This window comes from Reichenbachiella sp. MALMAid0571 (genome assembly GCF_040151475.1).
Taxonomy (GTDB): Bacteria; Bacteroidota; Bacteroidia; order Cytophagales; family Cyclobacteriaceae; genus CAXBNB01.
The window spans coordinates 33,611-58,430 of sequence record NZ_JBDKWG010000114.1; the positions used below are offsets into that span (position 1 = coordinate 33,611).

Here is a 24,820-nt window from a genome sequence, read left to right on the forward strand (position 1 = left end):
TAAACTATTATGAAATCACAACTTACCGGAGTGCTTATCCTTTGTATTTTATTTATTTTTTCCTGCAAAAACGAAGTTGAACAAGCAGAACCAGTAGATTACAATACGTTGACCGACCAGGAGAAGAGAATGCCGGAAAATGCGCTTCTTGGACTCGAAACCAATCCTGAGTTAGAAACCACTCTATTTGCTTCTGAACCTATGCTGGTCAATCCAACAAACATGGATATTGATGCCAGAGGCAGGGTCTGGGTGACTGAGGGATTTAACTATAGAATTCAAATTCATAAGAATCATCCGGTCAAGGAAGAGGGTGATAGAATAGTGATTTTGGAAGATGAAGACGGTGATGGCAAAGCAGACACATCCAAGGTTTTTTATCAGGGAACAGACATTAATTCTGCGCTAGGGATTTTAGTTTTAGGCAACCGGGTGATTGTATCATGTAGCCCTTTGGTTATCATGCTTACCGATACAGATGGTGACGACAAAGCCGACAAGAAAGATATTTTGTTTTCGGGCATCCAAGGAATCCAACACGACCATGGAGCACATGCCTTTGTATTTGGACCTGATGGTAAGCTTTATTTCAATTTTGGAAATTCGGGAGAAAAACTGCTTGACAAAGATGGCAATCCCTTGAAAGACAAAACGGGTGCTGTTATTGACAACTCAGGAAATCCATTCAGAGAAGGTATGGTTTTCAGGTGCAATATGGATTTATCCGAATTGGAAGTCCTGGGAAACAACTTTAGAAATAATTATGAAGTAGCTGTGGATTCTTATGGTACGCTTTGGCAGTCAGACAATGACGATGATGGCAATCAGGGAGTACGTATCAACTATGTAATGGAATATGGGAATTTTGGCTATAAAGATGAAATGACTGGTGCCGGATGGAGGTCAAAGAGGACAGGCATGAGTGATAGTATTCCTCTGCGACACTGGCATCTAAATGATCCGGGAGTTGTACCTAACCTGCTTCAAACTGGTGCTGGGTCACCTACAGGAATTGTTTTATATGAAGGAAGTTTATTGCCAAATGTATTTCAGGGACAAATCATACACACAGATGCAGGTCCCAATGTTGTAAGGAGTTATCCTGTGAAAGATGACGGTGCAGGCTATAAAGCAACTATTGTAAATATTTTGAAAGGAAATAAAGACCAGTGGTTTCGTCCGTCGGATGTTTGTGTGGCTCCTGATGGTTCGCTGATGGTGTCTGACTGGTATGATCCCGGGGTGGGAGGGCATGGAGTAGGCGACCTCAAGCAGGGAAGAATATTCAGAATAGCTCCAAAAGGAAAGCGATATGATATAGAAACACCGACAATAAAAACGGAAAAGGAAGCCATTCAGGCATTACAAAGTCCTAATATGGCTACCAGATATTTAGGATTTACTTTGCTGGAATCAATGGGAAGTAAAGCTGAAGCCGCTTTGAAGGACATGTGGAGTTCTTCTAATCCAATATTTAAAGCCAGGGCACTATGGTTGTTGACCAAAATGGATGACAAAAGGCAAACCTATCTAAATGAAGCCATTGGTGATAAAAACGCAGACATCAGAATTACGGCTATCCGCATAGCAAGGAACTATCCTGAAACGTTAAATCCTGTTTTGAAACAATTATCGAAAGATTCCAGTCCACAGGTGAGAAGGGAAGTGGCAATAGCACTTAGAAATGACAATTCATCAGAGGCGGAAGATTTATGGATTGATTTGGCACTGCAATACGATGGAAAAGACAGGTGGTATCTGGAAGCCCTTGGAATCGGAGCGCAGAATAAGTCAGCCAAACTGTACCGAAAGTGGTTGGCTAAAGTTGGAAGTAAATGGAACGAAAAACTGGGAAGAGATATAGTGTGGAGGCTGAGAGATGATCAGACACTTGACAAACTTGTGGAGCTTATCAGTACCTCCCCAGAGCCTTGGGATGACAAGCTCAGGTATTTCAGAGCGTTTGATTTTCATTCTGAGCCAGCCAGAAACAAAGCTTTGTTGAGTTTGGTCAAGAAAGATAGTAAAAATAAAGATCAGGTGGTTATTACTGCATTACCGCATTTTTCCAACGACTTTGCTGCTAAAAATCCGGAAATTAAAAACATGCTCAATGCTTCTTTAAAGTCTTATCAAGGCACTACGGAATATCTGGAACTGGTGAAAAAGTTTGCGCTGAAATCTAAAGCCAAAGAAGTATTTGAACTTGCGCTTGATAGTGCTCAAAGCCAAATTGGAATAGAAGCCTTCAAGTTGCTCATTGACATGGACAAACAAGATTTGATTGTTGCAAGTATTAACAAATCCAACTCAGGTGTAGTTGTTGACTTACTAGGTAATATAGACGATTGGGATGCAATGAACTTATTGACTGATATAATTTTAGATGATTCTAATGATAGTGAGTTGCGTGAGCATGCATTAAATTCAATGGGCAAAAGTCGTCGGGGACAAAGAAAATTAATAAGTATCATAGAAAATGGAGATTTGCCTACCACTATGGATTCTTTGGCTATAAAAGTATTTTTAGCTTCCGGACATGAAGATTTACGCAAACAGGCTTCAGGTTTGTTGCAAAGCCCCGAACTGGCCAATGGAAAAACATTTTCACCTATTAATCAACTGGTGAAAATGGATGGAGATGTTGCCAATGGAGAAAAGGTATTTCAACGGACTTGTGTGGCATGTCATCAGGTCAATGGCAAAGGAATAGACTTTGGCCCTAAGCTTTCAGAAATCGGGAGTAAATTGGCAAAAAGTGCCTTGTATAAAGCTATATTAGACCCTTCAGAAGCTATTAGTTTTGGATATGAAGGTGTTGATTTGAAAATGAAAGATGGTTCTGAGGTGAGAGGTTATATAGCCAGCAACACTGAAAATTACATCGAATTGGTGCTGATGGGAGGATTGAAAAATCGTTATCAGAAAAATGACATTCAGGAAACAGTGCCTATGGATGGTTCTTTAATGACCTCTATGGCAGTGGCTATGGAAGAGCAGGAATTGGTGGATTTGGTCTCATACCTTGAGCAACTTAAATAAAATCGGCGTAAAAAATTGTGGTATTGCGATTGGTAAGTTATAAGTCTTTTTTAGATAGACAATTCATTAGAAACTCTGATTATAAAATTATGATCTGATGAGAGCACCTTGTTTCCTTAAACCAACTGACTTAGAGCGAGTGGTCTAAGGCAAGAGTGAATAAAGATATTGTAAATTGTACAACTTTAAATAAGTAGATATGGAATTAGGTGCATTTTCTGTTAGTCTCGCAGTAAAGGATATAAAAAAATCAAAGGATTTTTACCTTGCATTGGGTTTTGAAGTTTTTCATGGAGATGAAAGTCAGGGATGGCTCATCATGAAAAACGCAAGTTGTAACATTGGGTTGTTTCAGGGTATGTTTGAAAAAAATATACTGACTTTTAATCCTGGTTGGGATCAAAACGCACAAGAGCAGAGTAGTTATATCGACATTAGGCAGATTCAGAAAGAGTTGAAAGCAAAGGGCATTGAAATAGAAAATGAAATAGATGAATCTGGTAAAGGCCCGGCTAATTTAAGTATCATCGATCCCGACGGCAATTCTATTTTGCTGGATCAACATATTTAGCTGTCACAATATCAGATATGTCATTATCATACAGGTATAAATGCTTGTATGAAAGGGGTCTATTTACCTAATTGCAAACAGGAATTACTGTTTATAGCTAACCTCGGATTGATATTCTCGTTGCATATACTCAGTCTTCATCAAGGCTTTCGTTAATCAACATCAATCAATGAATATTAAGAAGGATTTTAAACAAATTCCATTGTCTGTTTTGGACTTGGCTGTGATATTAGAAGGACATTCACCAGCCGACTCGTTCAAAAACAGCCTTCATCTGGCACAACGAGTCGAAGCACTGGGATTCGAAAGATTTTGGCTGGCCGAGCATCACAATATGGCTAGCATTGCCAGCTCGGCTACTTCTGTTTTGATAGGTCACATAGCAGGAGGCACCTCTGTCATCAGAGTGGGCTCTGGAGGTATCATGCTCCCTAATCATGCACCATTGATTGTAGCGGAACAATTTGGTACCCTTGCTTCTTTGTATCCGGGAAGGATTGATTTGGGGCTTGGTAGAGCACCAGGCACAGATCAGGAGACAGCAAGGGCATTGCACCGAAATGATCAGGCGGCTTTTCGGTTTCGAGATACTGTCAGAGAATTGCAACTCTACCTTTCTGAAGATAATATAGATGGTGTGGTTAGAGCCATTCCCGGAGAAGGACTGGATATTCCAATCTGGATACTGGGCTCTAGTACAGATAGTGCTTATCTGGCAGCTGCATTAGGTTTACCTTATGCATTTGCCAGTCATTTTGCCCCTCAACAATTGCATCAGGCACTAAAGATTTACAGAGACAATTTCGTGCCTTCTGATCAGCTAAAACGATCATACGCCATTGCTTGTGTGAATGTAATAGCTGCTGAATCGACTGAAAAAGCAAAACTGATTGCCACTTCTATGGAAATGATCTTTCTGGGAATACTCACCAATAGCAGGCGTCCACTTCAGCCACCGGATGAAAACTTCACATTGAGCCCCGAGGCTAAGGCAGCAATGAAGCAGTTTATGACTTATTCGTTTGTTGGCGATTCACATGAAGTCAATGCATCACTTACCCAATTTGTTGAGGAAACACAAGTAGATGAACTTATGGTTGTTTCTCATATTTACCAACATACTGATAGGTTGATGTCTTATGAAATTTTAAAGAATGTTCAAAATAATATTTGATAGACTGAAAGCCTGAGTCATGATAAAATAAGCCTCAATCTATGATATACTTTTTTGCTTAATAAAAACTTAACACATTGGAATCAACCTTTGGTCATGCTTACCGTATATTTGCATTAATAAAACACAACAGCAGTTGTGCTAGAAAATAAGCGGTAGTGGCCAAGATAAGAGCAGACTGTCGCAACCGAGGTTTACGAACAGAACGCCTCAAGAGAAGCTGGAATTATCCGGCTATTTTTTTGCCTGATCTACGGTACTACAAAGATTAATGGTGATGTCCCCCTTCTCCGTGCACATGCCCGTGATCCAATTCTTCAGGTGTGGCATCTCTCACGTCTAGAATTTGTCCTGTGAAAAATAAATCGAGACCTGCCATTGGATGATTAAAGTCCATTTTTATAGTTTCTTTACCTATTTCAAGTACCAGGCCTTGCATGGGATTGCCTTCTTGATCATTCATAGGAACAAAAGAACCGGGCTTCACAATATCAGCGAGTTTTCCATCTACCATAAAAATATTAATCGGCAAGTTGACTATCGCTTCTTCTTCCACAGGACCGTAAGAGTCTTCACTTTTAATACCAAACTCAAAATTATCACCAGCGGTTTTTCCTTCAAGATTGCTTTCAAAACCTGGTAATACCTGCTGTTCTCCAAATAGGAATACAAAGGGTTCTTTTTCAAATACTTCCTGAACCAATTCTCCCTCGCTGTTACTTTCTGTGAGTTTGTATGTAATGGTTACTACTTTCTTACTTCCTATTTCCATAGTTTAAATTTTTGCCTTATTGGCTATGGTGAAAAATGATTTTTATTGAGTTATATCCTGAATAGCCTTCCAGCCTCAGACCAGGGTATTCTTGAGAGAATTAAAATAAATGCAATGGTGAAAAATATTGCCTGCGTTTTAAATTTATCTGTGGAATTGGATTTCTTCTTTGCTTTTGACCTTCCTGTTTGAGCAACTACTATTGCTACAACCATCATAAAGACATGCTCTACTGCCCAATACCTGATACCTGCATCCTTCATAGGAGAGACATCTCCCCCGAATGCATTCGTAGTTATTGGACTAAACACAAAGTACAAAAGCAAACCGATCAAAGCTTGTAAGTGCAATGTACCCACTAATGAAGCGGCGAGCGCATTGTCGCCTTTACCATATTCTTTTTGATTGGTATAACCAATAAACGACTTAACAATAGCAATAAGAAAGAGAGCCAGGATGATCCATCTTAGCCAGGAGTGTATAAATATAATAGTAGGGTACATAATTTTTATTTTGATTCAAAAATATATCTAATTGTTTGAATATTTCAGGCAGAAACTTATTTTATGCTTTGGGCATTTGCGATTGCATTGAGAGCCGTTTCTGCTTTTACATCTATTCCTGTTTTGTATTGGTGTTTTTTGTAGGAGAGGGTTTTGTTAAAATAAAACTTTGCTTTTTCGGTTTCTCCCTTGTCCATATATATATATCCGGTATTTAGGCAGGAATAGGGAGCATAATACCAATTTTCATTGCCAGCTTTTTTTATAGTATATAAATAGAAATATATGGCTTTGTCTTCTTCACCCAGTTTGTGTTTGAGGCGGGCTTGACGGTAATAGTATATCGTTTTTTCTTTTTTCGTCTCGAACATATTTTCGTTTAATGATGAAAACATTCGTTCAGCTTCGTCAAAGTATCCCCCATCTGTAGCAAGTCTGATTTTCATCAATTCTTTGTTGGGTAATTGGTCTTCACCTAATATCTCGTCAGCATTTTTATCTGCTGAGACAAATGTTCTTCCGGAATCGTCGGCTTTTTCAGCATGTACATCGGCCAATTTTTCATTGTTTTGCAGCCAGTAGGTGATCGCAGTTTTACACCATGCATCCTTTACAAAATTCTGACCTTTATGGTCGTTTAGAAATTTGGAGTAAAATAAACGTGCTCTGTTGTAATCTTGCTTTTGTAAGTAGATTTCTCCAAGTTGATAATAGATCAAATTGAGAAATAAATAGTCATTATCCAAATAGAGCAACTTTGTTAGATTGTTGAGTGCTTCCTGACTTTTAGAATATTTGATGAGTGTGGTATTATAAAGGTAGTTAATGATGATGTTATCCGGGTTTTCACTCAATAGTTTTTCTATGAACGCAAGTGACTCTTGAGGGGTATTCAAAATATTTACTGAAACGACTGATTTTATTATAGCAGTTTCCAACCAAAACGGACTCATTTCGGTAATCATATTCAGTTCTTCAATGCCCTTAGGAATATTGCCTCTAATTCCTAGTAGTTTCAATATCCATTGGTAGTTGTCGGGCATAGAGCCAAACACAATATGTAGCAAACCTAAGGTTTTGTTGTTTGCGTTAAATCCGGGAAAAGTACTAATGTTTTTTTGAATGGAACTCCAGGAAGATCGAAGGTTCATTCCACCGTTTAGCTCATCTCCATATTGAATTTTTACTAAGGCCCACATCAATTTTATTTCTGCTGTATAGAAAAGTTTGAATGGATCAGAGTCACTCATTTTTTTTATCTCTTTTAGATAGTCGTCTTCCCTGTCGTCATAAGATTTATACAATTCAGTGTCTTCGTTCAATAAAAGTTCAACAACATCAGCCAGATTTTTTACATAATAATAATGCCCCAGAGATTTATCGTTTGGAGTTATACGCTCTAGAGTTTCTCTGCCTTTTTTTATTTTTAATTTAAGGATGTTGTTGTGTGCATCAATTATATCTGGCTGATCATTAAGTATGTTTTTTGCCATACCATTTATTGCCATAAAAATAAAAAGGCATAAAAAAAGGTGAGCAAAACCCACCTTCCCGGTATATCTTTTCTGAACCATTGGCTTAGACTATACTGCTTTAGTTCTTTTAGTTCTCTTTGGTTTCACAACCTCTTCTACTTCTTCTTCGATCACTTCTGATAGTATTCTGCCACAATGCTCACAAACAATTAGCTTTTTGGTTTCCCTTATTTCTGCTTGTTTTTGAGGAGGTACCACATTGAAACAGCCTCCACAAGCACCTCTTTCGACAGGTACCACTGCCAATTTGTTTCTCAAATTGTTTCTGAGTTTGTTGTAAGAGTTAAGAAGCCTTTCTTCAATTTGTTTGGCGGCCTTAGTTCTGTTTTTTATCAGTTTTTCTTCTTCCTCCTGGCTTTCAGAGGAGATTACTTCAAGTTCTTGTTTTTTACTTTCTAAATCTTTCTTCCTTTCTTCCAAGACATTTTTGGTGTCCTCTATCTCCAGATTTTTTGATTCTATTTTGGCTTGAGATTCTTTTATTCTTTTTTCCTGAATTTGAATCTCTAATTCCTGAAGCTCCATTTCTTTTGTGATCGCATCATATTCACGGTTATTGCGAACATTCATTTGCTGCTCTTTGTACTTTTCAATTAGCTTCTCAGAGTCTTTGATACTGGTTTTGTTGTTTGATATTGAAAGTTCAAGATCCGCAATCACCTGATTGTGATTTTCTACTCTTGTTTCATAACCTGCAATCTCATCTTCAAGATCCATCACCTCATCTGGGAGTGCTCCTCTTATTTTTTCTATTTCATCTAATTCTGAATCAATAGACTGTAATTTCGAAAGTGCTTCAAGCTTCTGCGCAACCGTATTTTCCATGTATTCTTAAAAGTAATTTATTGGATTTGTGACCACCTCGGACAAATTGAGTGCAATATTAGCTATTTTTTCTTTTAAAAAGTCATAAATTAATTCTTTTGTAAATACCTCAGACTCATAGTGTCCAATGTCGAGTATGGTTATCTGATTTTCAGCGTCAAAAAACTCATGGTACTTGTAATCTGCAGTAATAAAAACGTCTGCTTTAGCTCCTTTAGCATTTGAAAGCAGAAAACTCCCGGCACCACCACATACCGCTATACGGATTATTTTGCTTTTATGAATCTTTGTATGTTTGATTATTTTTAGATTGAATTTTTCTTTTACATAATTTAAAAAATCAAGGCTGGTCATCTCATTTTTCAGGTTGCCAATAAGTCCGGCACCAACTTCCTGATTTGAGTTAGAAAGTACTGAGATATAATAGGCTACTTCTTCATAAGGATGAATTTTCCTTAGAGTATTTAAAATTCCCCTCTCCAAGTGGGTTGGAAAGATTACTTCAATTCTGTTTTCTTTCAGTTTTTCTTTTTTATTGGACTCTCCTATGTATGGAGTAGCTATATCATTTGGTTTGAAAGTACCTATCCCTTCTGTAGTAAAACTGCAATGGTCGTAATTGCCAATCATACCGGCTCCTGCTTCATGTAGTTTATTTAATACGGAATCAGTATTTTCACTTGGTACAAATGTCACTAATTTGGATAAAGTGGATGGCTTGGGTGCCAATACCTTCAGATCGGAAAGTTCTAAAAGGTCAGCTATTTTTTTGTTTACCCCGTTATGTACATTGTCAAGGTTGGTGTGAATCGCATAGATAGCTATATCATTTTTGATGGCTTTGATGATAGTTCGTTCAATGTAATTACTTCCAGTCAACGATTTTAATCCTTTAAAAACTATAGGGTGATGAGCAATAATTAAATTGCATTTTTTTTCAATGGCTTCTTGCACTACTTCTTCAATACAATCCAGAGTAATCAATACTCCTTTTAATATGGTATTGGCATCACCTGTAATCAGGCGGGCATTATCATAAGACTCCTGATAAGCTGGTGGTGCCCAGTTTTCGAGTTGGTGGATGATATCTTTGACCTTCATATATTCCGTTAATAATTGATGTGCAATTTACATGTTATAGATTATTTTTTTAGGATCAGCAGTATTGACTGATTCTATTTGTCAGGGTAAAAAATGGCATAAAAAAACCGAAGACAGTTGCTCCGGTTCTTTTTAATGATATTATATGTGAGTTCTTATTCAACTGGCACAAAATTCTTTCAACCTCTGATTTTTAGTAGGTTCTCTTAATTTTTGCAATGCTTTTTCTCTTATTTGTCTTACTCTTTCTCTGGTCAATCCCATGATATCACCAATTTCTTCTAAAGTGAATGGATTGTCAGATCCTATTCCAAAGCTCATTTTTACCACTTCTCTTTCTCTTGCAGTTAAAGTTGACAAGGCTCTGATAGTTTCAACCTTTAGCGAATCGTTGAATACCATTTGTCCATCAGTAGAAATGGTAGTCTTGTTTTCCAAAACATCTAAAAGTGATCCTGATTCATCCTCTCCAAATGGTGCATCCATTGACATTTGTTTTACTTCGGCTCCAAGTGTGTTTCTTACTTCACTTGGTTTCATATCAAGTATTTCAGCCAATTCTTCTTCTGTTGGCTCCCTTTCATATTTTTGCTCAAGTTCAGCGTATGCTCTTCTTATTTGGTTGATGGCACCAGATTTGTTCATAGGAAGCCTTACTATTCTTGATTGCTCGGCCAATGCTTGCATGATTGATTGTCTAATCCACCAAACTGCGTAAGAGATAAATTTGAAACCTTTAGTTTCATCAAATTTCTTTGCTGCCTTTATTAATCCCAAGTTTCCTTCATTGATTAGGTCATTAAGAGGTAAACTTCTATTTTGATATTGTTTAGCAACGGAAACTACAAATCTTAAATTTGATTTAACCAATTTTTCCAATGCCAAGTCATCTCCTTGCTTAATTCTCTGCGCTAATGTTACTTCTTCATCCGGGGTAATCATTGGCACACTACTTACTTCTGTAAAATACTTTTCAAGTGTGTGGCTTTCCCGGCGATTGGTAATTGATTGCGTAATCTTTAGTTGTCTCATGATTTTTTATTTGCCCTACTTATTATTGTGTTGCTATATTTGATTTTTTTATTCCTTGATTTTGAAGCCGCAAAGTTAGTATTTAATCCCTCTTAAGCCAAGATTTTTATAAACATATATGTCATATAACATCATAAACGTATAAAAGGTTTTTGAATTATATTTTAATACGATAAATGTTCAAATTGTAACCCCATGTTGGGTAATATAACATATAGTCCCCGAATATTTGGAATTAGCACAAAATTTAGTTAATATCATCTGTTGGATTTCGTTTTAAAATTAACACTTAGACCAAAATAGACTATGAATTTTAGAGGCGTACAAGAAGAATCAAGCAATGTGATCACTTATGAACCTATTTCAAATTATATGGCTAGAGAAAGTGATTTGATAACATTCAGTCCAGATCAGGAAATAGCAGACGCTATCAAGATAATGTTAGACAAAAGAATCTCAGGGGGACCCGTTTTGAATGAAAGGCGAGAATTAGTTGGTATGCTTTCCGAAAAAGATTGTTTGAAAATATTATTCCAATCCTCCTATCATAATATACCGTCAGGAAAAGGGTTAGTCTCCGATTACATGTCTGAGAATGTTAAAACATTAGACATAGACACTTCTGTGGTGGATGCGGCAAACGAATTTTTGAGTACTTATGTGAGAAGATTCCCCGTGCTTCATAACGGAATTTTGAAAGGGCAGGTGAGTAGAAGAGACATTATGAAGGCGGCTTTAAAAATCAAAGCCACTACCTGGTAGTTTTTTTTATGAAGATTACGTTTCTATTTTACCCGGTTGGGGTTGTCGCTAATGAAGGATTTCCAGCTTTTATTTCCTGATTGTGGGTTTCCTCCTTGAAAATGATGACAAAGTGCTACAGCCAAAGCATCGGAAGCATCCAAAAGTTTGGGCATGTCTTTTATTTGTAAAAGGGTCATGAGCATTTTGGCTACCTGCTCTTTGGAGGCATTTCCATTTCCGGTTACGGACTGTTTTACCTTTTTAGGTGCGTATTCTGTAATGGGAATTTCCCTTGACAATGCAGCTGCCATAGCTACACCTTGCGCCCGGCCGAGTTTGAGCATTGATTGTATGTTTTTGCCATAAAAAGGTGCTTCAAGTGCCACTTCATCGGGTTGAAATTCTTCTATGACACTTAACACACGTTCAAATATTTTCTTAAGCTTCATTTCATGATTGGTATATTTGCTCAGGTGGATTACGCCGAACTGAAGAAGCTTTATTTTTTTATTTTGAATTAAGATGATTCCATATCCCATTACACTTGTACCGGGATCAAGTCCAAGTATTATTTTCTCTTTGCTACTGTCACTTTTTAAATTCACCATTGATGCAATTTAGAGATAAGAGTTTTATTATAAAACAATTTGATATGGATACAAGTACCACTGGCGTTACCGTTCCATACCCGATGTACTCTGCTTTTTTTAAGAGAAATAAAAATGTCAAGTTGATATGATATATGTGACGGTTGGGGTAATGATCCTTTTTATATTTTTTGCCTTATGGATAATGTCTTCATGGTTTTCTATGAAAACTACAGAGTTTGGAGATGTCAGGCCTGAGCCAAAGAAATTATTGATTTCAGTGTTAATCCCGGTAAGAAATGAAGGGTTAAATATTGAAAATACTCTTGATTCTATTCTTAAAAACAGGGCTGATCCTGTATTATATGAGGTAATTGTAATTGATGACCATTCAGACGACAATACCAATGAGCTGGTAGAATCAATTACTGAACAACATATGAATGTGAAATTGATACATCTTGGGGATGAGCTTTCAGGTAAGAAAAAAGCTATAGAGGCGGGAGTTTTAGTTGCCGGAGGAGATGTTATTCTTTGTACAGATGGTGATTGTAAAGTACCTGAATATTGGATTCAATGTTATTTGGAAGCATACATTGGAAACCCTAACTCAAAGTTGATTTTTGGTGGAGTGAGATATGAAAGTCATGGAAATTATTTAGTGAATCTGCTTAATATAGAATTGTCTATTTTGGTAATAATTGGTGCAGCTACTATGAAACGAGGTATTCCAACAATGATTAATGGCGCAAATTTTTCTTATAAAAGAGAAGTCTTTTTGGCTGTAGATGGATATCAGGGAAATGAAAATATTCCGTCCGGAGATGATGAATTTTTACTTAGAAAAGTAAAAAATAAATTTCAGGATGGAATTTATTTTTTGAAGAATCCTAACTCTATAGTAGAAACAACCGCTCCGGATTCGTTGAAGAAACTTATCGATCAAAGGAGAAGGTGGGGTGCAAAATGGAAGTACCATCAGGATATTTATTCTAAACTCATTCCAATTTTGATATTCCTTATTAATGTTTCGGCTCTTTGGGCAATGTTTGAAATGGCTCTATTATCTAATGTTTCGTATTGGTTGACTTTTCTTGCTAGTAAGGCCATTATAGATTTTTTATTCATGCGAATTGCTACTAAATTTTTAGATGTAAAAAGCCAATTATTATCATTCTTTTTGCTGGAAATTATTTACCCTTTTTATGTTGTTTTCTTTGCAATAGCTTCTAATTTTGGAAAATACAGTTGGAAAGGCAGGGTATATGGTAATTGACTTAGTAATAGAATAAAAAATATGCTGAAATGAGTGATTTGGAATTTGACGTATTGGATGAGTTGTATTTTGTTATCCACTACACTGAGTTACTCAAATCAACAGATCTTGAAGACTCAGATCTTAAGCCTATTTTAATGAAAATTTACAATAAGGGCTGGATCAAATGCTTTTCCGAACCAGACGTAGAGCTTGATTCATCATCTGTTGACTTAGAGGTTAATTTCCGGAATTATTTTTACTTAGCCTCTAAGGAGGGATTGAAAGCACACAATAAAAACTAACTACTTGGAAAACTCTTTTTCTACCGAAGCAAATCTCAAAGAGTTAGAGTTGAATGCTTTGCTTGAAGTAACGCAGGCAATCAACAATAATCTGCCTGAGGAATCACTTTATAAAATTTATAAGTTTACACTACTTGCTGATTTTAATGTTAGAAAATTAGCTCTTTTTGTGTTGGATGATGAGTGGGTTTGTAAAGTTAATTTTGGCGTTTCGAACGATTTTTGTCAAAACAATATTCCTCATGATTTTTCGAGCCTTACCGAGTCTGTAGAGTTGAAAAGTAAAGAAGGAAAATTTGGAGAGTTTGATTTAGCAATTCCCGTTCTACATAAAGAAAGGCTGCTTGCGGTGGTATTTGTTGGCGATTTGAAAAAGGATGAATTGGGAGGTACGCTTAGGTCAGGTACTACTTTTTTGGAGGCCCTGACCAATATTATTTTGGTAGCCATCGAAAATAAGAAGTTGGCCAATCAGCAACTGGAGCAAGAAGCCTATAAGAAGGAAATGGAAATTGCAAAACAGGTTCAGCAATTTCTTTTCCCTAAAGAATTACCTAAAGGAAGTCCGGTTGAAATAGCTGCTAAATATTTGCCCCATAAAGATGTGGGAGGAGACTACTATGACTACATTCCGCTAGGTGACGATAAATTCATTTTGTGTATTGCAGATGTGTCTGGCAAGGGTGTTCCCGCTGCATTGATGATGTCCAATTTTCAAGCATCCTTACGAACTTTAGTCAGAAAAACTGATGACCTAAAGGAGATAGTAGAGGATTTGAATTATCAAATAAATTTCAGTGGAAACGGTGAGATTTTTATTACGTTTTTCATCGCTTTATACGATCATAAAATTCAACGTTTTGAGTATATTAACTGTGGACATAATCTTCCTTTAATTTGTCTGGAAGATGGTTCAACTCACCTTTTAGATCAGGGCACTACTGTGTTGGGAATGTTTTGTCCATTACCATTTAACACCATGGGTTCGTTTAAGAATGTGTCTTCTTTTAATCTATTTTGTTACACAGATGGGTTGTCTGAGGTTATGAATGTCAATGATGAAGAATTTGGCCCGGAAAGAATAGAGAAGTTGATTACTCAAATATCTTGCGATTCCCCAAATGATATCAACGACAAAGTTCTGGAGGAAGTAGATCATTTTCGGGGAGAAATTTCTTATCGTGATGATGTGACATTGTTGACCTGTCGGGTAGAATAAACGCCGTGGGATTATATTTCCATAAAACTCCAATGTGGCTGCAAAAGATGTATTCCGGACTTACATGGAGTATTGATTCTTTGGATAAGACAATTTATCTCACATTCGATGACGGCCCCATACCTGAGGTTACTTCTTTCGTACTGAATCAGTTAAAGCAATACGATGCAAAAGCTACATTTTTTTGTGTGGGACATAATATCGAAAAGTACCCGTTGGAATTCAATGAAATTTTAGAAAAGGGACATTCTATTGGAAATCATACATTCAATCATTTAATTGGATGGAACACTTCCACAGCTCAGTATCTTGAAAACACTGAAAAGTGCCAAAAGGAAATAGAAAAGCATATCGGAATCAAAAAAAAAAGATTGTTTCGTCCACCTCATGGCAGAATTAGCAGAACGCAAATAGCAGTTTTGAAGCGTGACTATGATATAGTGATGTGGACTTATCTTACAGGTGATTTTGACATTTCTTTGGAAAAAGAAAATTGCCTGAAAAAGGCGGTGATGAATACTCAAGACAATGACGTTGTTGTTTTTCATGATAGTTTGAAGGCATACAAAAAACTGTCATTTGTACTTCCTGAATTTTTGAAGCATTTTAGTAAACAGGGATTTCAATTTAAAGCAATTTGAGATTCACAATCCGGTAAATGGGTTTTAAAAAGCAAATAGCAATATGAAAAATATAATTTTTGATTTTGGAGGGGTGATCCTAAACCTTGATATTTCGGCTTCTCTCAAGGCTTTTGATGATCTTGGTATAAAAGAGATAGCCAATAGCACGGGACATTATTATAGAGACCCTGTTTTCGACAAGTATGAAATTGGTGAAGCAACAGATCAGGAATTTAGAAATGTAATAAAGACATTGTCGGAAAGAAAGATAACCGATGAGGAAATCAATAGAGCCTGGACTAAAATGTTATTGGATATTCCAAAAGACAGGGTAGATTTTATTTTAGAGTTGAAAAAGAAATACCGGGTATTTTTATTAAGCAATACCAATCAGATACATCAAAAACAGTTTGAACCTTATTTTTTTAAATTTATATAAGTTTCCTTTTCCTGATCTTTTTGAACGAATCTATTATTCTCATGTTGAAGGTATAAGAAAGCCTGAAGCAGAGGCTTTTACCAACATATTGACCAAATCCAATTTGATACCTGATGAAACATTGTTTGTAGATGATTCATGGGATAACATAAAAAAAGCCAAAGAACTAGGCATTCATACATACCATATTCAACCCGGATATGTATGGAGTGATATTTTAAGTGTACTCTAAAATCTTTGTTAAATATCAAAAAATCTCAAAATATGCCTATAGGCTCATTGTTGACGTGAACATTAAAAAATGATATATGTTGTAAGTGCTATTTAATTTTAATTATCTTTCGGCTCTTTTTGAGTTAAAGAAAAATTTTTTAAGATCATTAATTACTAAAATTTATACTAAATGCTGTTACAAACAATCGACTGGGTCATAATAGGAGCCTTTTTTGTTATAGTGCTGGGAATAGGCTGGGTAGCTTCCAGAACCGCCGGTAAAAGTTCCGAAGAATTCTTTCTAGGAGGACGTGGAATGCCTTGGTGGTTGCTGGGTATATCAATGGTAGCCTGTACATTTTCTGCTGATACTCCAAACCTCGTTACGGGATTCGTTAGAGAAAATGGTGTTTCCAAAAACTGGGCTTGGTGGGCTTTCCTTATCACCGGTATGGTTACTGTGTTTATTTACGCCAGACTTTGGAGAAAATCCAATGTAGTCACTGATCTTGAATTTTACGAGATAAGATATGGAGGAAAACTGGCTTCTTTCTTAAGAGGATTCCGGTCAATTTACTTGGGGGTTTTCTTCAACTGCCTGATAATGGGATCAGTGACTTTGGCTGCTATTAAAATAGGTGGGGTAATGCTCGGTCTTGAACCATGGATAGTAGTAGTTGGAGCTTCAATTGTTGTGGTTATTTATGCTTCTCTTGGAGGAATAAAAGGAGTGGTTTGGGCTGATTTTTTTCAGTATGGTATTGCGATGTTCGGTGCTGTTTATGCCGCTATTGTAGCTGTAAGGCAACCAGAAGTAGGAGGGTTAAGTAATTTGATAAGTCATCCTGCGATACAAGATAAATTAGGAGTTTTACCTGACCTGTCAGATCCCACAGTTTGGGTGCCTCTTTTGCTGATTCCAGTTGCAGTGCAGTGGTGGGCAGTTTGGTATCCTGGTGCTGAGCCTGGTGGTGGAGGCTATATTGCTCAAAGGATGTTGTCAGCTAAAAATGAAAAGAATGCTGTGGGAGCTACTTTGCTTTTCAATTTTGCACATTATGCATTGCGTCCATGGCCCTGGATTATTGTGGCATTGGCATCTATGGTTATTTATCCTGATATGGCATCCATTCAGTCTGAATTTCCTGATCTTGATCCTACCTATCTAAAAGATGATATTGCTTACCCGGTTATGCTTTCAAAACTTGGAACTGGCTGGTTGGGACTGGTCGTGGCATCCATTATTGCAGCATATATGTCAACTATAGGTACCCACCTGAATTGGGGATCATCTTATGTGGTCAATGACTTCTATAAGAGGTTTTTAAAACCGGATGCAACAGATAACGAAATGGTGACCATGGGTAGGATAACTACTGTGGCACTTATGGTGTTAGCTGGTATATTATCTCTCACTATTTTGGACAATGCAACTGATGCATTTAATATCTTGCTGTTGTCAGGTGCAGGTTCCGGGGCTATTTATTTATTGAGGTGGTTTTGGTGGAGAATCAATGCAATTACAGAAATATCGGCTATGATTGTCGCTACAATTGTGGCATTTGTACTTGTATTGTTTGTTGAGGATTCATCTGTAGCAACAGAAATGTTTGATGGGTTTACTGTAAAACTTTTGTTTACTGTGACAATTGTAACCATCACATGGCTGGTGGCTACATTGGTGACTGAGCCTGAGGACAAAGAGACATTGAGAAGATTTTATAAACTAACTAAACCAGGAGGTCCGGGATGGAAAAAGGTAGTGGAAGAGGCTAAAGCAGATGGAGAACCATGTGATGATGGAGAAGGAGTCGCCTGGCAAATGCCTCAACAGGTATTGTTGATTTTCATTGGTTGTTTGACCATATATTGTTCCTTATTTGCTATAGGTGGGTTTGTTTATGGCAACATTGTTCAGGGAGCAATATTGTCTCTCGTAGCTATTGTTGGCACCATCAGTTTGTTTAAGATACTGTCCAAACTTAATTTGAACTAATTTTTTCTCTTAAAAGAGTTATCATAAAACTCTTTGATTAAATAAGAAAACCCCGGGTGAATTATTGAAATTCATTTGGGGTTTTATCATTATTATCTGAGATGTGTTTTTTACTTTTGAATTTTTAAAAACACTAATTTGCTTGATCGTTGAACCATAGAACTTGAATTTAAAACCAATGAAAAAAGTTACGATAGGGATTGATATAGGAGGTACGGGAACCAAATTTGGTTTGGTAGATATGGAAGGGAAAGTCTTATTTCAGGACAAAATAGATACAGCTGTATATAAGGAATTTGATAAATATATTGATGCGTTAAGTTCAAAAATAAAGATATCTTTAGCTAATAATACTTCTGATTATGAACTGATAGGCATTGGCGTGGGAGCACCATTTGGCAACTATTTTACAGGTTCTATAACTCATGCCTCAAATTTACCATGGAAGGGAGAGCTTCCAGTCGCAGACCTGCTTACTGCAAATTTTGGTGTGCCAACCGTGGTAAGCAATGATGCTAATGCTGCTGCAGTTGGAGAGCAAGTATTTGGAGGAGCTAAAGGAATGAAAGATTTTATCATGGTCACACTGGGCACAGGGTTGGGAAGTGGTTTTATTTCTAATGGTCAACTCATGATAGGTCATGATGGACTGGCTGGTGAAATGGGACACATTGCGGTAAAGTATGGTAGAGGAAGGTCTTGTAAGTGCGGAAAGAAAGGTTGTCTGGAAACTTATGTTTCAGCAACAGGTATCAATCGAACAATTTTTAAATTATTAGTGGATAGTCATGAAGACAGTGTGTTTAGAGGGGTGACTTTCAATGAGTTGACTACCAAAGAAATATCCGAGGCAGCAGATAAAGGAGATGTAATTGCAGTAGAAGCATTTAGATATACTGGCAAAATTCTTGGCACGAAATTGGCTGACATGGTCACGATTTTCAATCCTGAAGCCATTTTTCTTTTCGGTGGATTGTCTCTGGCAGGAGATCATATTTTTAAGCCGACGATAAAGTATATGGAAAAGAATCTGATGAAAATTTATAGAGACAAAGTAAAGGTATTGCCATCACAGCTGGGCAGTCAGGGTGCCCCAATCATTGGAGCCGCCAGCCTGGTTTGGGATAAGATAAAATAAAATGAATGAAGTATTTTAAGTGCCAATTTTTCCAATATAATGTATAAAAAATCCACTTACTGGAAGATAAAAGCAAATACTTTGCACTTTTTTAAAATCACTACAATTTTTTATATAAATACAAACTAAATGAGAATACTTTTATGTGCTGTCGTCATTGCTTTTGCCAATAGCGTGATGGCTCAAACCCAGCTCTCGCTGGAAAACCTGGATGATTTTAAACCTCAGGCAGGTAACTGGCAAATCGTTGGTGATGTTGTCATGAATCGTCAAGTGGATGTTCACTATAAACCTGAACCTACTGCTGATTCAAAAAAGAAGAAAAAGAAGAAAGACGTTGTTGAAGAGTTACAAGCGGTGACATTTACAGCCGGAACTGGTATTTTACTAAACATTAATAATAAGGAGAAAAAAGACAAACTTATTACCGACTGGGAACATGGTGATATAGAATTGGAGTTGGAAGTAATGATGCCTAAGGGTTCAAATTCAGGGATTTACTTACAAGGAAGATATGAAATACAATTGCTCGACAGTTGGGGAGTAAAAAGCCCTAAATTCACCGATATTGGAGGGATTTATCAAAGTCATGGTAATGACTATAGTAAAAAGATGATAGGTATCCCACCTACAACCAATGCAGCAAAGGCACCTGGTTTATGGCAAAAAATGAAAATCCATTTTCAGGCACCAAGATTTGATGCCGCAGGAAATAAAATCAAAAATGCCAAGTTTGTATCTGTTGATCTCAATGGAGTAAGAATACATACCAATGCAGACGTAACATTGCCTACAGGTGGGCCTATTTCAGGGGAAGAAGTGGCTATGGGGCCATTAGTGATACAAGGGGATCATGGCCCGGTGGCCATCAAAAACATTAAATATAAACTGCTTGCAGATTCTAAAGTTGAAATGAATGGTTTAACCTTCAAAAGTTATCATGGAGAGTTTAAAGGAATAGAAGAATTTGAGAATGAAAAACCTGTAAAGGAGGGTAGCACATCGTTGATCGATGTAAGTCTGGCAGGCGATGAAGACAATTACGCCTTGATATTTTCAGGGTCATTGGTCATTCCTGAAACAGATGAATACACCTTTTCTGTAGGATATACCGGAGGAGTAAAATTCGTTTTAAACAATGAAACTATTGTAGAAAACCTTTCTTCTTCAGCACAGGGAAATTCCAGTGAAACTCTGAAGTTGAATTCGGGGACATATCCTTTTACCATTTACAATTATAAATCCGCAGAATGGAGGGCTTCCCGACTGGGTCTTAGTATCAAAGGAAACAATTCCAACAAAAAATCTTTCCATCAATATGATTCATATCCGGAAAAGCCATCTTCGGTTTCACCGATTTTTGTAAATGCAGAACAAAAACCACGTTTGTTAAGAGCTTTTGTGAGTTTTGAAGGTAGTAAGAAACTTTCGCATACCATCGGTGTGGGTACTCCTGATGGACTCAATTATGTCTATGATTTGAATTCAGCAAACCTGATAGGAGTGTGGAGAGGTGATTTTGTAGATGCTACTCCTATGTGGCACAATAGAGGCAATGCGACATTTGAACCAAGAGGAGCAGTGCAGTGGACTTTTTTGAATCAACCTTTAGCTGAATTATCCAGTGAAGAGAGCCCATTTCCTGATAAAGCAGATTTTGCTGATTTTAAACCAAAAGGTTATGTATTAGATAAGGCTTCAGGTTTACCTGTTTTTAAGCATATTTATAAAGGGGTAGAAATTGAAAATAAAGTTGTTGCAGACGCATCAGAAACATATTTGATCCACGAAGTAGCTTTTTCACAATCCAACTTGAGCAATTGGTATTATAAGGTAGCCGATGGCAACATCAGAAAAATGCCTGACGGTTCTTATGCCATCAATGATCAACAATACTATGTAAATGTATTGTCAGGTCAGGTGCCTAAAATCAGAACAATAGACAATGTCCAGGAGTTGGTATTGCCGGTAGATGGATCAAAAATTAAGTATGAAATAATATGGTAATGGTTATGAATATTTTCAAACATATATATATGCCAGTATTGGCAGTGGCTCTATTTTGTGCCTCTAATTTAAGTGCTCAAAACGAACCCAAAGAATCGGATTATTATAGAATAACAACCGTAGCTGTGCCTGAAGGTGTTTTATTGGAAGCCGGAGGAGTACAGGTTTTGCAAGATGGAAGTGTGGCTATTGCCACTCGAAGAGGGGATGTATGGTTCATAGAAAACCCAACAATGGAAGGCGGTACTCAGCCAAGTTTCAAGAAGTTTGCTTCAGGTTTACATGAGCCATTAGGATTGGCATTTAAGGAAGGTTCTTTATATACTGTTCAGCGTGGTGAACTGACTAAATTGACCGATTTGGACGGAGACAGAGTTGCTGACAGTTACGAAACCATATATGCCTGGCCAATTTCCACAAATTATCATGAGTATTCTTATGGCCCTGTGATAGCTCCGGACAATTCATTTTTTGTTTCTACAAATGTGGGTTTTGAAGGCCAGGAATGGTGGAGAGGTCAAAGTCTGGTGCCTTGGAGAGGTTGGATGTTTAATATTACGGAAGATGGAAAAATGACACCATGGGCAACAGGAATGCGTTCTCCAGCCGGATATGGATTGATTGACGATGAATTGTTTTACACTGAGAATCAAGGTGATTGGGTTGGATCCGGTGGATTGTGGCATTTGCCAAAAGGTGCATTTACTTCTAATCCGGCGGGTTTAAAATGGGCAGGACATCCTGATTCTCCGGTAAAAATCTCAGAGGAAGAATTTTACGCAAACATAGATAAGCGTCAGGTAATACTAAATGGCAGATATGTGAAGCCTGCTAATATTGAGAATGAGGAAGATCCTGATTTTGTATATGAAATGAAGGAGAAATTTCCTCAGATTCAATTGCCATCTGTGATTTTGCCACATGGTATATTGGGTATTTCCAACTCCCAGTTGATTGTAGATAAATCGATGGGGAAATTTGGTCCGTTTGAAGGCCAGGTTTTTATAGGAGATCAGGGGCAAAGTAAAATTATGCGAGTGGTGTTGGAAAAAGTAAAAGGAGAATATCAGGGGGTTGCATTTGATTTTAGACAAGGTTTTCAGTCAGGGGTAATGAGAATGGATTACGATCAAAATGGCAACCTGTTTGTTGGAGAAACCAACAGAGGTTGGGGATCAGCTGGTCCGAAAAATTCCGGATTGGAATATTTAACCTGGACAGGAAAAATGCCTTTCGAAATGAAATCAGTGAAGTCAAAAGCTGATGGTTTTGAAGTAGAATTTACCAAGCCTGTTGATCGCGAATCAGCTGAAGATTTAGATTCTTATTTAGGAAAAAGCTATATCTATAAATATCACGCAGTTTACGGTAGTCCTCAGACCAATCTGGAAGAAGCCAAAGTAAAAGGAGTGAAAGTGAGTGATGATGGGTTAAAAGTAAGGATAGTGATGGACAACATGCGTCAATTTTATGTGCATGAATTTAATTTGGAAGGAGTTAAAGATGCAGAAGGAACTGGCATATTACACCCTTCTTTTTACTATACATTGAATAATATTCCAGAGGGAACAAAGCTACCTGTCAGTGAGTTGTCAACGAAACGTTCAAGTGCACAGGCAAAGCCAAAGAAGATCGTAAAAAAGCAAATTTCTAAGGCTGTGGTTAAAAAAGAAGAAGTACTTAGTGATGCTGAAATAGGCCGGTTGTTGACAAGAAACACCTGTAATGCCTGCCATCAGAAAGACAAAAGAGTAGTAGGGCCTTCTTTTCAGGCAGTAGCAAAGCGCAACTATTCTAATGAGAAGATTGTAGAATTGATTTACAATCCTCAGCCTAAAAACTGGCCGGAGTACGCTACTCCTATGGCTCCAATGCCACAGGTCCCAAGAGATCAGGCATTGAAAATAGCAGCCTGGATCAATTCTCTGAAATGATTTTAGGTAGTTGGAAAGAATAGAAAAACAAAAGCACCCAAATCCGGGTGCTTTTGTTTTTACAAATACTTTAAGTTTTCTTTTGGTTCTCCGGACATTATTTTGTCATTGGCAAACTCTGTGTATTTTTTGAAATTTTCAATGAACTGCCTGGCTAATTCATTTGCTTTTTGGTAGTAGCCAATATCATTTTTCCAAGTTTCACGTGGACTGAGCAATTCTGATGGCACATTTGGACATGTCATAGGGATAGAAATGCCAAAAACAGAATGTTGCCGAAATCCGACATTCGATAATGAATCATTTAAAGCAGCAGTTATCATTGCCCTGGTGTATTTCAACTTTATTCTGGAGCCAATACCATAAGGCCCTCCTGTCCATCCTGTATTGATTAGCCATACGTTTGTATTGTGTTCTTCCATCTTTTTACCAAGCATTTCAGCATATTTGGTAGGATGGAGCGGAAAAAAGGGTGCGCCAAAACAGGCACTAAAAACCGTTTGAGGTTCAGTGATTCCGGCTTCCGTACCAGCGACTTTTGCAGTATATCCGGAAATAAAATGATACATCGCTTGCTCTTTGGTAAGTATGGAGATAGGAGGAATCACACCGTAAGCGTCACAAGTTAGAAAGAATATGTTTTTTGGTATTCCTCCAATAGATGGAGAAACAGCATTGGCAATATGATACAAAGGATATGCAGTTCTTGTATTTTCTGTTACTGATACATTTTCGTAATCTACAGTATGAGTGTCAGGATAAAATCTGGTATTTTCAACAAGTGCTCCAAAGCGAATGGCATCATATATTTCAGGTTCTTTTTCTCTGGTCAGGTCAATAGCCTTTGCATAGCATCCTCCTTCAAAATTGAATATATTACTTTGGGTCCAACCATGTTCGTCATCTCCAATGAGTAGCCGGTTTGGATCTGCTGACAAGGTTGTTTTGCCGGTACCAGATAAGCCGAAAAAAATTGCTGAGTCGTGCTTTTCTATCCCAATATTGGCAGAGCAATGCATTGAAAGGACACCTTTTTCTTGAGGAAGTATGTAATTCAATACTGAAAATACACCCTTCTTCATTTCTCCTGCATAGGCAGTTCCTCCAATAAGGATTATTCTTTTGCTTAGGTTGAGAATGGCAAAATTGGATTGACGGGTACCGTCCATTTTAGGATCTGCTTCAAACTCAGGGCAACAAATAATAGTAAAGTCCGGCTCAAAATTCTCAAGCTTATATCTCTCAGGTCTGAGGAACATATTGTAACAAAACAGGTTTTGCCATGCAAGGGTATTGATTATCCTCAAGTTTAATCTGTGGGTTTTGTCTGCTCCTGCATATGCATCTCTTACATATATTTTTTTGTATTCAATATACTCAATCATTTTGTTGTAGAGTCTATCAAAATGATGTTCTGAAATAGCGATATTGATATCGCCCCACCAGACAGTGTTCTTTGTTTTAGCATCCTCTACTATAAACCGATCTTTTGGAGATCTTCCTGTAAACTTTCCTGTATCACACATAAGTGCACCTGTATCTGTTATCTGACCTTCCCTATTTAGAATTGCCTGTTCTATTAGTTCTGCAGGTGTCAGATTCCAGTGCACTTCTTTGCACTTTTTTATACCTGAAAAATCCAGTCCGTTTTTAAGTGGTTTTAGGCCATTTTCTATCATTAAAATACATTTTTGAGTGGTGAATACATGCTGTATCCAAATGTATAGAATACTTTAAGTATTTACCTTTATATAAAAAAATATTATATATTTTTGGCGATGATAGTAGTTATGAGAAAAGCTGTC

Annotated in this window: 22 protein-coding genes; 14 read left to right on the top strand and 8 right to left on the bottom strand. The window is 37.3% G+C overall.

Annotated elements, in window-relative coordinates:
* Positions 1 to 9: 9 nt before the first annotated feature.
* The 3 genes from AAOP42_RS07075 (at position 10) to AAOP42_RS07085 (ending at position 4,787) form a co-directional block, all read left to right on the top strand.
* Positions 10 to 3,042, top strand: coding sequence for a PVC-type heme-binding CxxCH protein (locus AAOP42_RS07075; protein ID WP_349527778.1), 3,033 nt, complete (start codon positions 10 to 12; stop codon positions 3,040 to 3,042).
* Between the two features lie 199 nt (positions 3,043 to 3,241).
* Positions 3,242 to 3,613, top strand: a complete 372-nt coding sequence (locus AAOP42_RS07080; protein WP_349527779.1) for a VOC family protein — start codon at positions 3,242 to 3,244, stop codon at positions 3,611 to 3,613.
* 169 nt (positions 3,614 to 3,782) lie between these two features.
* Positions 3,783 to 4,787 (top strand): LLM class flavin-dependent oxidoreductase, encoded by a 1,005-nt coding sequence (locus AAOP42_RS07085; protein WP_349527780.1) that lies wholly within the window; start codon positions 3,783 to 3,785, stop codon positions 4,785 to 4,787.
* A gap of 268 nt (positions 4,788 to 5,055) precedes the next feature.
* Here AAOP42_RS07085 and AAOP42_RS07090 read toward each other — a convergent pair whose 3' ends face one another.
* The 6 genes from AAOP42_RS07090 to AAOP42_RS07115 all read right to left on the bottom strand — a co-directional run bounded on the left by AAOP42_RS07090 (position 5,056) and on the right by AAOP42_RS07115 (position 10,555).
* The gene (locus AAOP42_RS07090) at positions 5,056 to 5,559 is read right to left on the bottom strand and encodes an FKBP-type peptidyl-prolyl cis-trans isomerase (RefSeq protein ID WP_349527781.1); all 504 of its coding nucleotides are present in this window, start codon (positions 5,557 to 5,559) and stop codon (positions 5,056 to 5,058) included.
* 50 nt (positions 5,560 to 5,609) lie between these two features.
* The gene (locus AAOP42_RS07095) at positions 5,610 to 6,062 is read right to left on the bottom strand and encodes a hypothetical protein (RefSeq protein WP_349527782.1); all 453 of its coding nucleotides are present in this window, start codon (positions 6,060 to 6,062) and stop codon (positions 5,610 to 5,612) included.
* A 56-nt stretch (positions 6,063 to 6,118) separates the two neighbouring features.
* Entirely contained in the window at positions 6,119 to 7,555 is a 1,437-nt protein-coding gene (locus tag AAOP42_RS07100; protein WP_349527783.1) for a tetratricopeptide repeat protein, read from the bottom strand.
* A gap of 90 nt (positions 7,556 to 7,645) precedes the next feature.
* Positions 7,646 to 8,422, bottom strand: a complete 777-nt coding sequence (locus tag AAOP42_RS07105) for a zinc ribbon domain-containing protein (protein WP_349527784.1) — start codon at positions 8,420 to 8,422, stop codon at positions 7,646 to 7,648.
* Between the two features lie 6 nt (positions 8,423 to 8,428).
* A complete protein-coding gene (locus tag AAOP42_RS07110; RefSeq protein WP_349527785.1) occupies positions 8,429 to 9,523 on the bottom strand; it encodes a Nif3-like dinuclear metal center hexameric protein in 1,095 nt (364 codons plus the stop codon).
* 159 nt (positions 9,524 to 9,682) lie between these two features.
* Entirely contained in the window at positions 9,683 to 10,555 is an 873-nt protein-coding gene (locus AAOP42_RS07115) for a sigma-70 family RNA polymerase sigma factor (protein WP_349527786.1), read from the bottom strand.
* Positions 10,556 to 10,861: 306 nt separating this feature from the next.
* Here AAOP42_RS07115 and AAOP42_RS07120 point away from each other — a divergent pair, with 306 nt between their 5' ends.
* Positions 10,862 to 11,317, top strand: a complete 456-nt coding sequence (locus AAOP42_RS07120; RefSeq protein ID WP_349527787.1) for a CBS domain-containing protein — start codon at positions 10,862 to 10,864, stop codon at positions 11,315 to 11,317.
* 23 nt (positions 11,318 to 11,340) lie between these two features.
* Here the strand turns inward: AAOP42_RS07120 and ruvC are convergent, their stop codons facing one another.
* Positions 11,341 to 11,907: a crossover junction endodeoxyribonuclease RuvC gene (gene ruvC / locus AAOP42_RS07125; RefSeq protein WP_349527788.1), complete on the bottom strand. Its 567-nt coding sequence runs from the start codon at positions 11,905 to 11,907 to the stop codon at positions 11,341 to 11,343.
* Between the two features lie 127 nt (positions 11,908 to 12,034).
* Between ruvC and AAOP42_RS07130 the strand changes: the two genes are divergently transcribed.
* The 10 genes from AAOP42_RS07130 (at position 12,035) to AAOP42_RS07175 (ending at position 23,015) form a co-directional block, all read left to right on the top strand.
* Positions 12,035 to 13,162 carry a glycosyltransferase gene (locus AAOP42_RS07130; protein WP_349527789.1) on the top strand — a complete coding sequence of 376 codons (1,128 nt, stop codon included), beginning with the start codon at positions 12,035 to 12,037 and terminating at the stop codon, positions 13,160 to 13,162.
* A gap of 29 nt (positions 13,163 to 13,191) precedes the next feature.
* Positions 13,192 to 13,446, top strand: coding sequence for a transporter (locus tag AAOP42_RS07135; RefSeq protein WP_349527790.1), 255 nt, complete (start codon positions 13,192 to 13,194; stop codon positions 13,444 to 13,446).
* Positions 13,447 to 13,450: 4 nt separating this feature from the next.
* Positions 13,451 to 14,665: a GAF domain-containing SpoIIE family protein phosphatase gene (locus tag AAOP42_RS07140; protein WP_349527791.1), complete on the top strand. Its 1,215-nt coding sequence runs from the start codon at positions 13,451 to 13,453 to the stop codon at positions 14,663 to 14,665.
* A gap of 5 nt (positions 14,666 to 14,670) precedes the next feature.
* Complete coding sequence (locus tag AAOP42_RS07145) at positions 14,671 to 15,306, top strand: polysaccharide deacetylase family protein (RefSeq protein ID WP_349527792.1); 636 nt, start codon at positions 14,671 to 14,673, stop codon at positions 15,304 to 15,306.
* 43 nt (positions 15,307 to 15,349) lie between these two features.
* Complete coding sequence (locus tag AAOP42_RS07150; protein ID WP_349527793.1) at positions 15,350 to 15,727, top strand: HAD family hydrolase; 378 nt, start codon at positions 15,350 to 15,352, stop codon at positions 15,725 to 15,727.
* Positions 15,699 to 15,959, top strand: coding sequence for an HAD-IA family hydrolase (locus AAOP42_RS07155; protein WP_349527794.1), 261 nt, complete (start codon positions 15,699 to 15,701; stop codon positions 15,957 to 15,959). The genes AAOP42_RS07150 and AAOP42_RS07155 overlap by 29 nt, the downstream gene beginning before the upstream one ends.
* Positions 15,960 to 16,130: 171 nt before the next feature.
* Positions 16,131 to 17,936 carry a sodium:solute symporter family protein gene (locus AAOP42_RS07160; protein WP_349527795.1) on the top strand — a complete coding sequence of 602 codons (1,806 nt, stop codon included), beginning with the start codon at positions 16,131 to 16,133 and terminating at the stop codon, positions 17,934 to 17,936.
* Positions 17,937 to 18,114: 178 nt separating this feature from the next.
* Positions 18,115 to 19,074 (top strand): ROK family protein, encoded by a 960-nt coding sequence (locus AAOP42_RS07165; protein WP_349527796.1) that lies wholly within the window; start codon positions 18,115 to 18,117, stop codon positions 19,072 to 19,074.
* Positions 19,075 to 19,203: 129 nt separating this feature from the next.
* A complete protein-coding gene (locus tag AAOP42_RS07170) occupies positions 19,204 to 21,081 on the top strand; it encodes a 3-keto-alpha-glucoside-1,2-lyase-like domain-containing protein (protein WP_349527797.1) in 1,878 nt (625 codons plus the stop codon).
* A gap of 5 nt (positions 21,082 to 21,086) precedes the next feature.
* Entirely contained in the window at positions 21,087 to 23,015 is a 1,929-nt protein-coding gene (locus AAOP42_RS07175; RefSeq protein ID WP_349527798.1) for a c-type cytochrome, read from the top strand.
* Positions 23,016 to 23,074: 59 nt separating this feature from the next.
* Here the strand turns inward: AAOP42_RS07175 and pckA are convergent, their stop codons facing one another.
* A complete protein-coding gene (pckA, locus tag AAOP42_RS07180; RefSeq protein ID WP_349527799.1) occupies positions 23,075 to 24,694 on the bottom strand; it encodes a phosphoenolpyruvate carboxykinase (ATP) in 1,620 nt (539 codons plus the stop codon).
* Positions 24,695 to 24,820 lie beyond the last annotated feature (126 nt).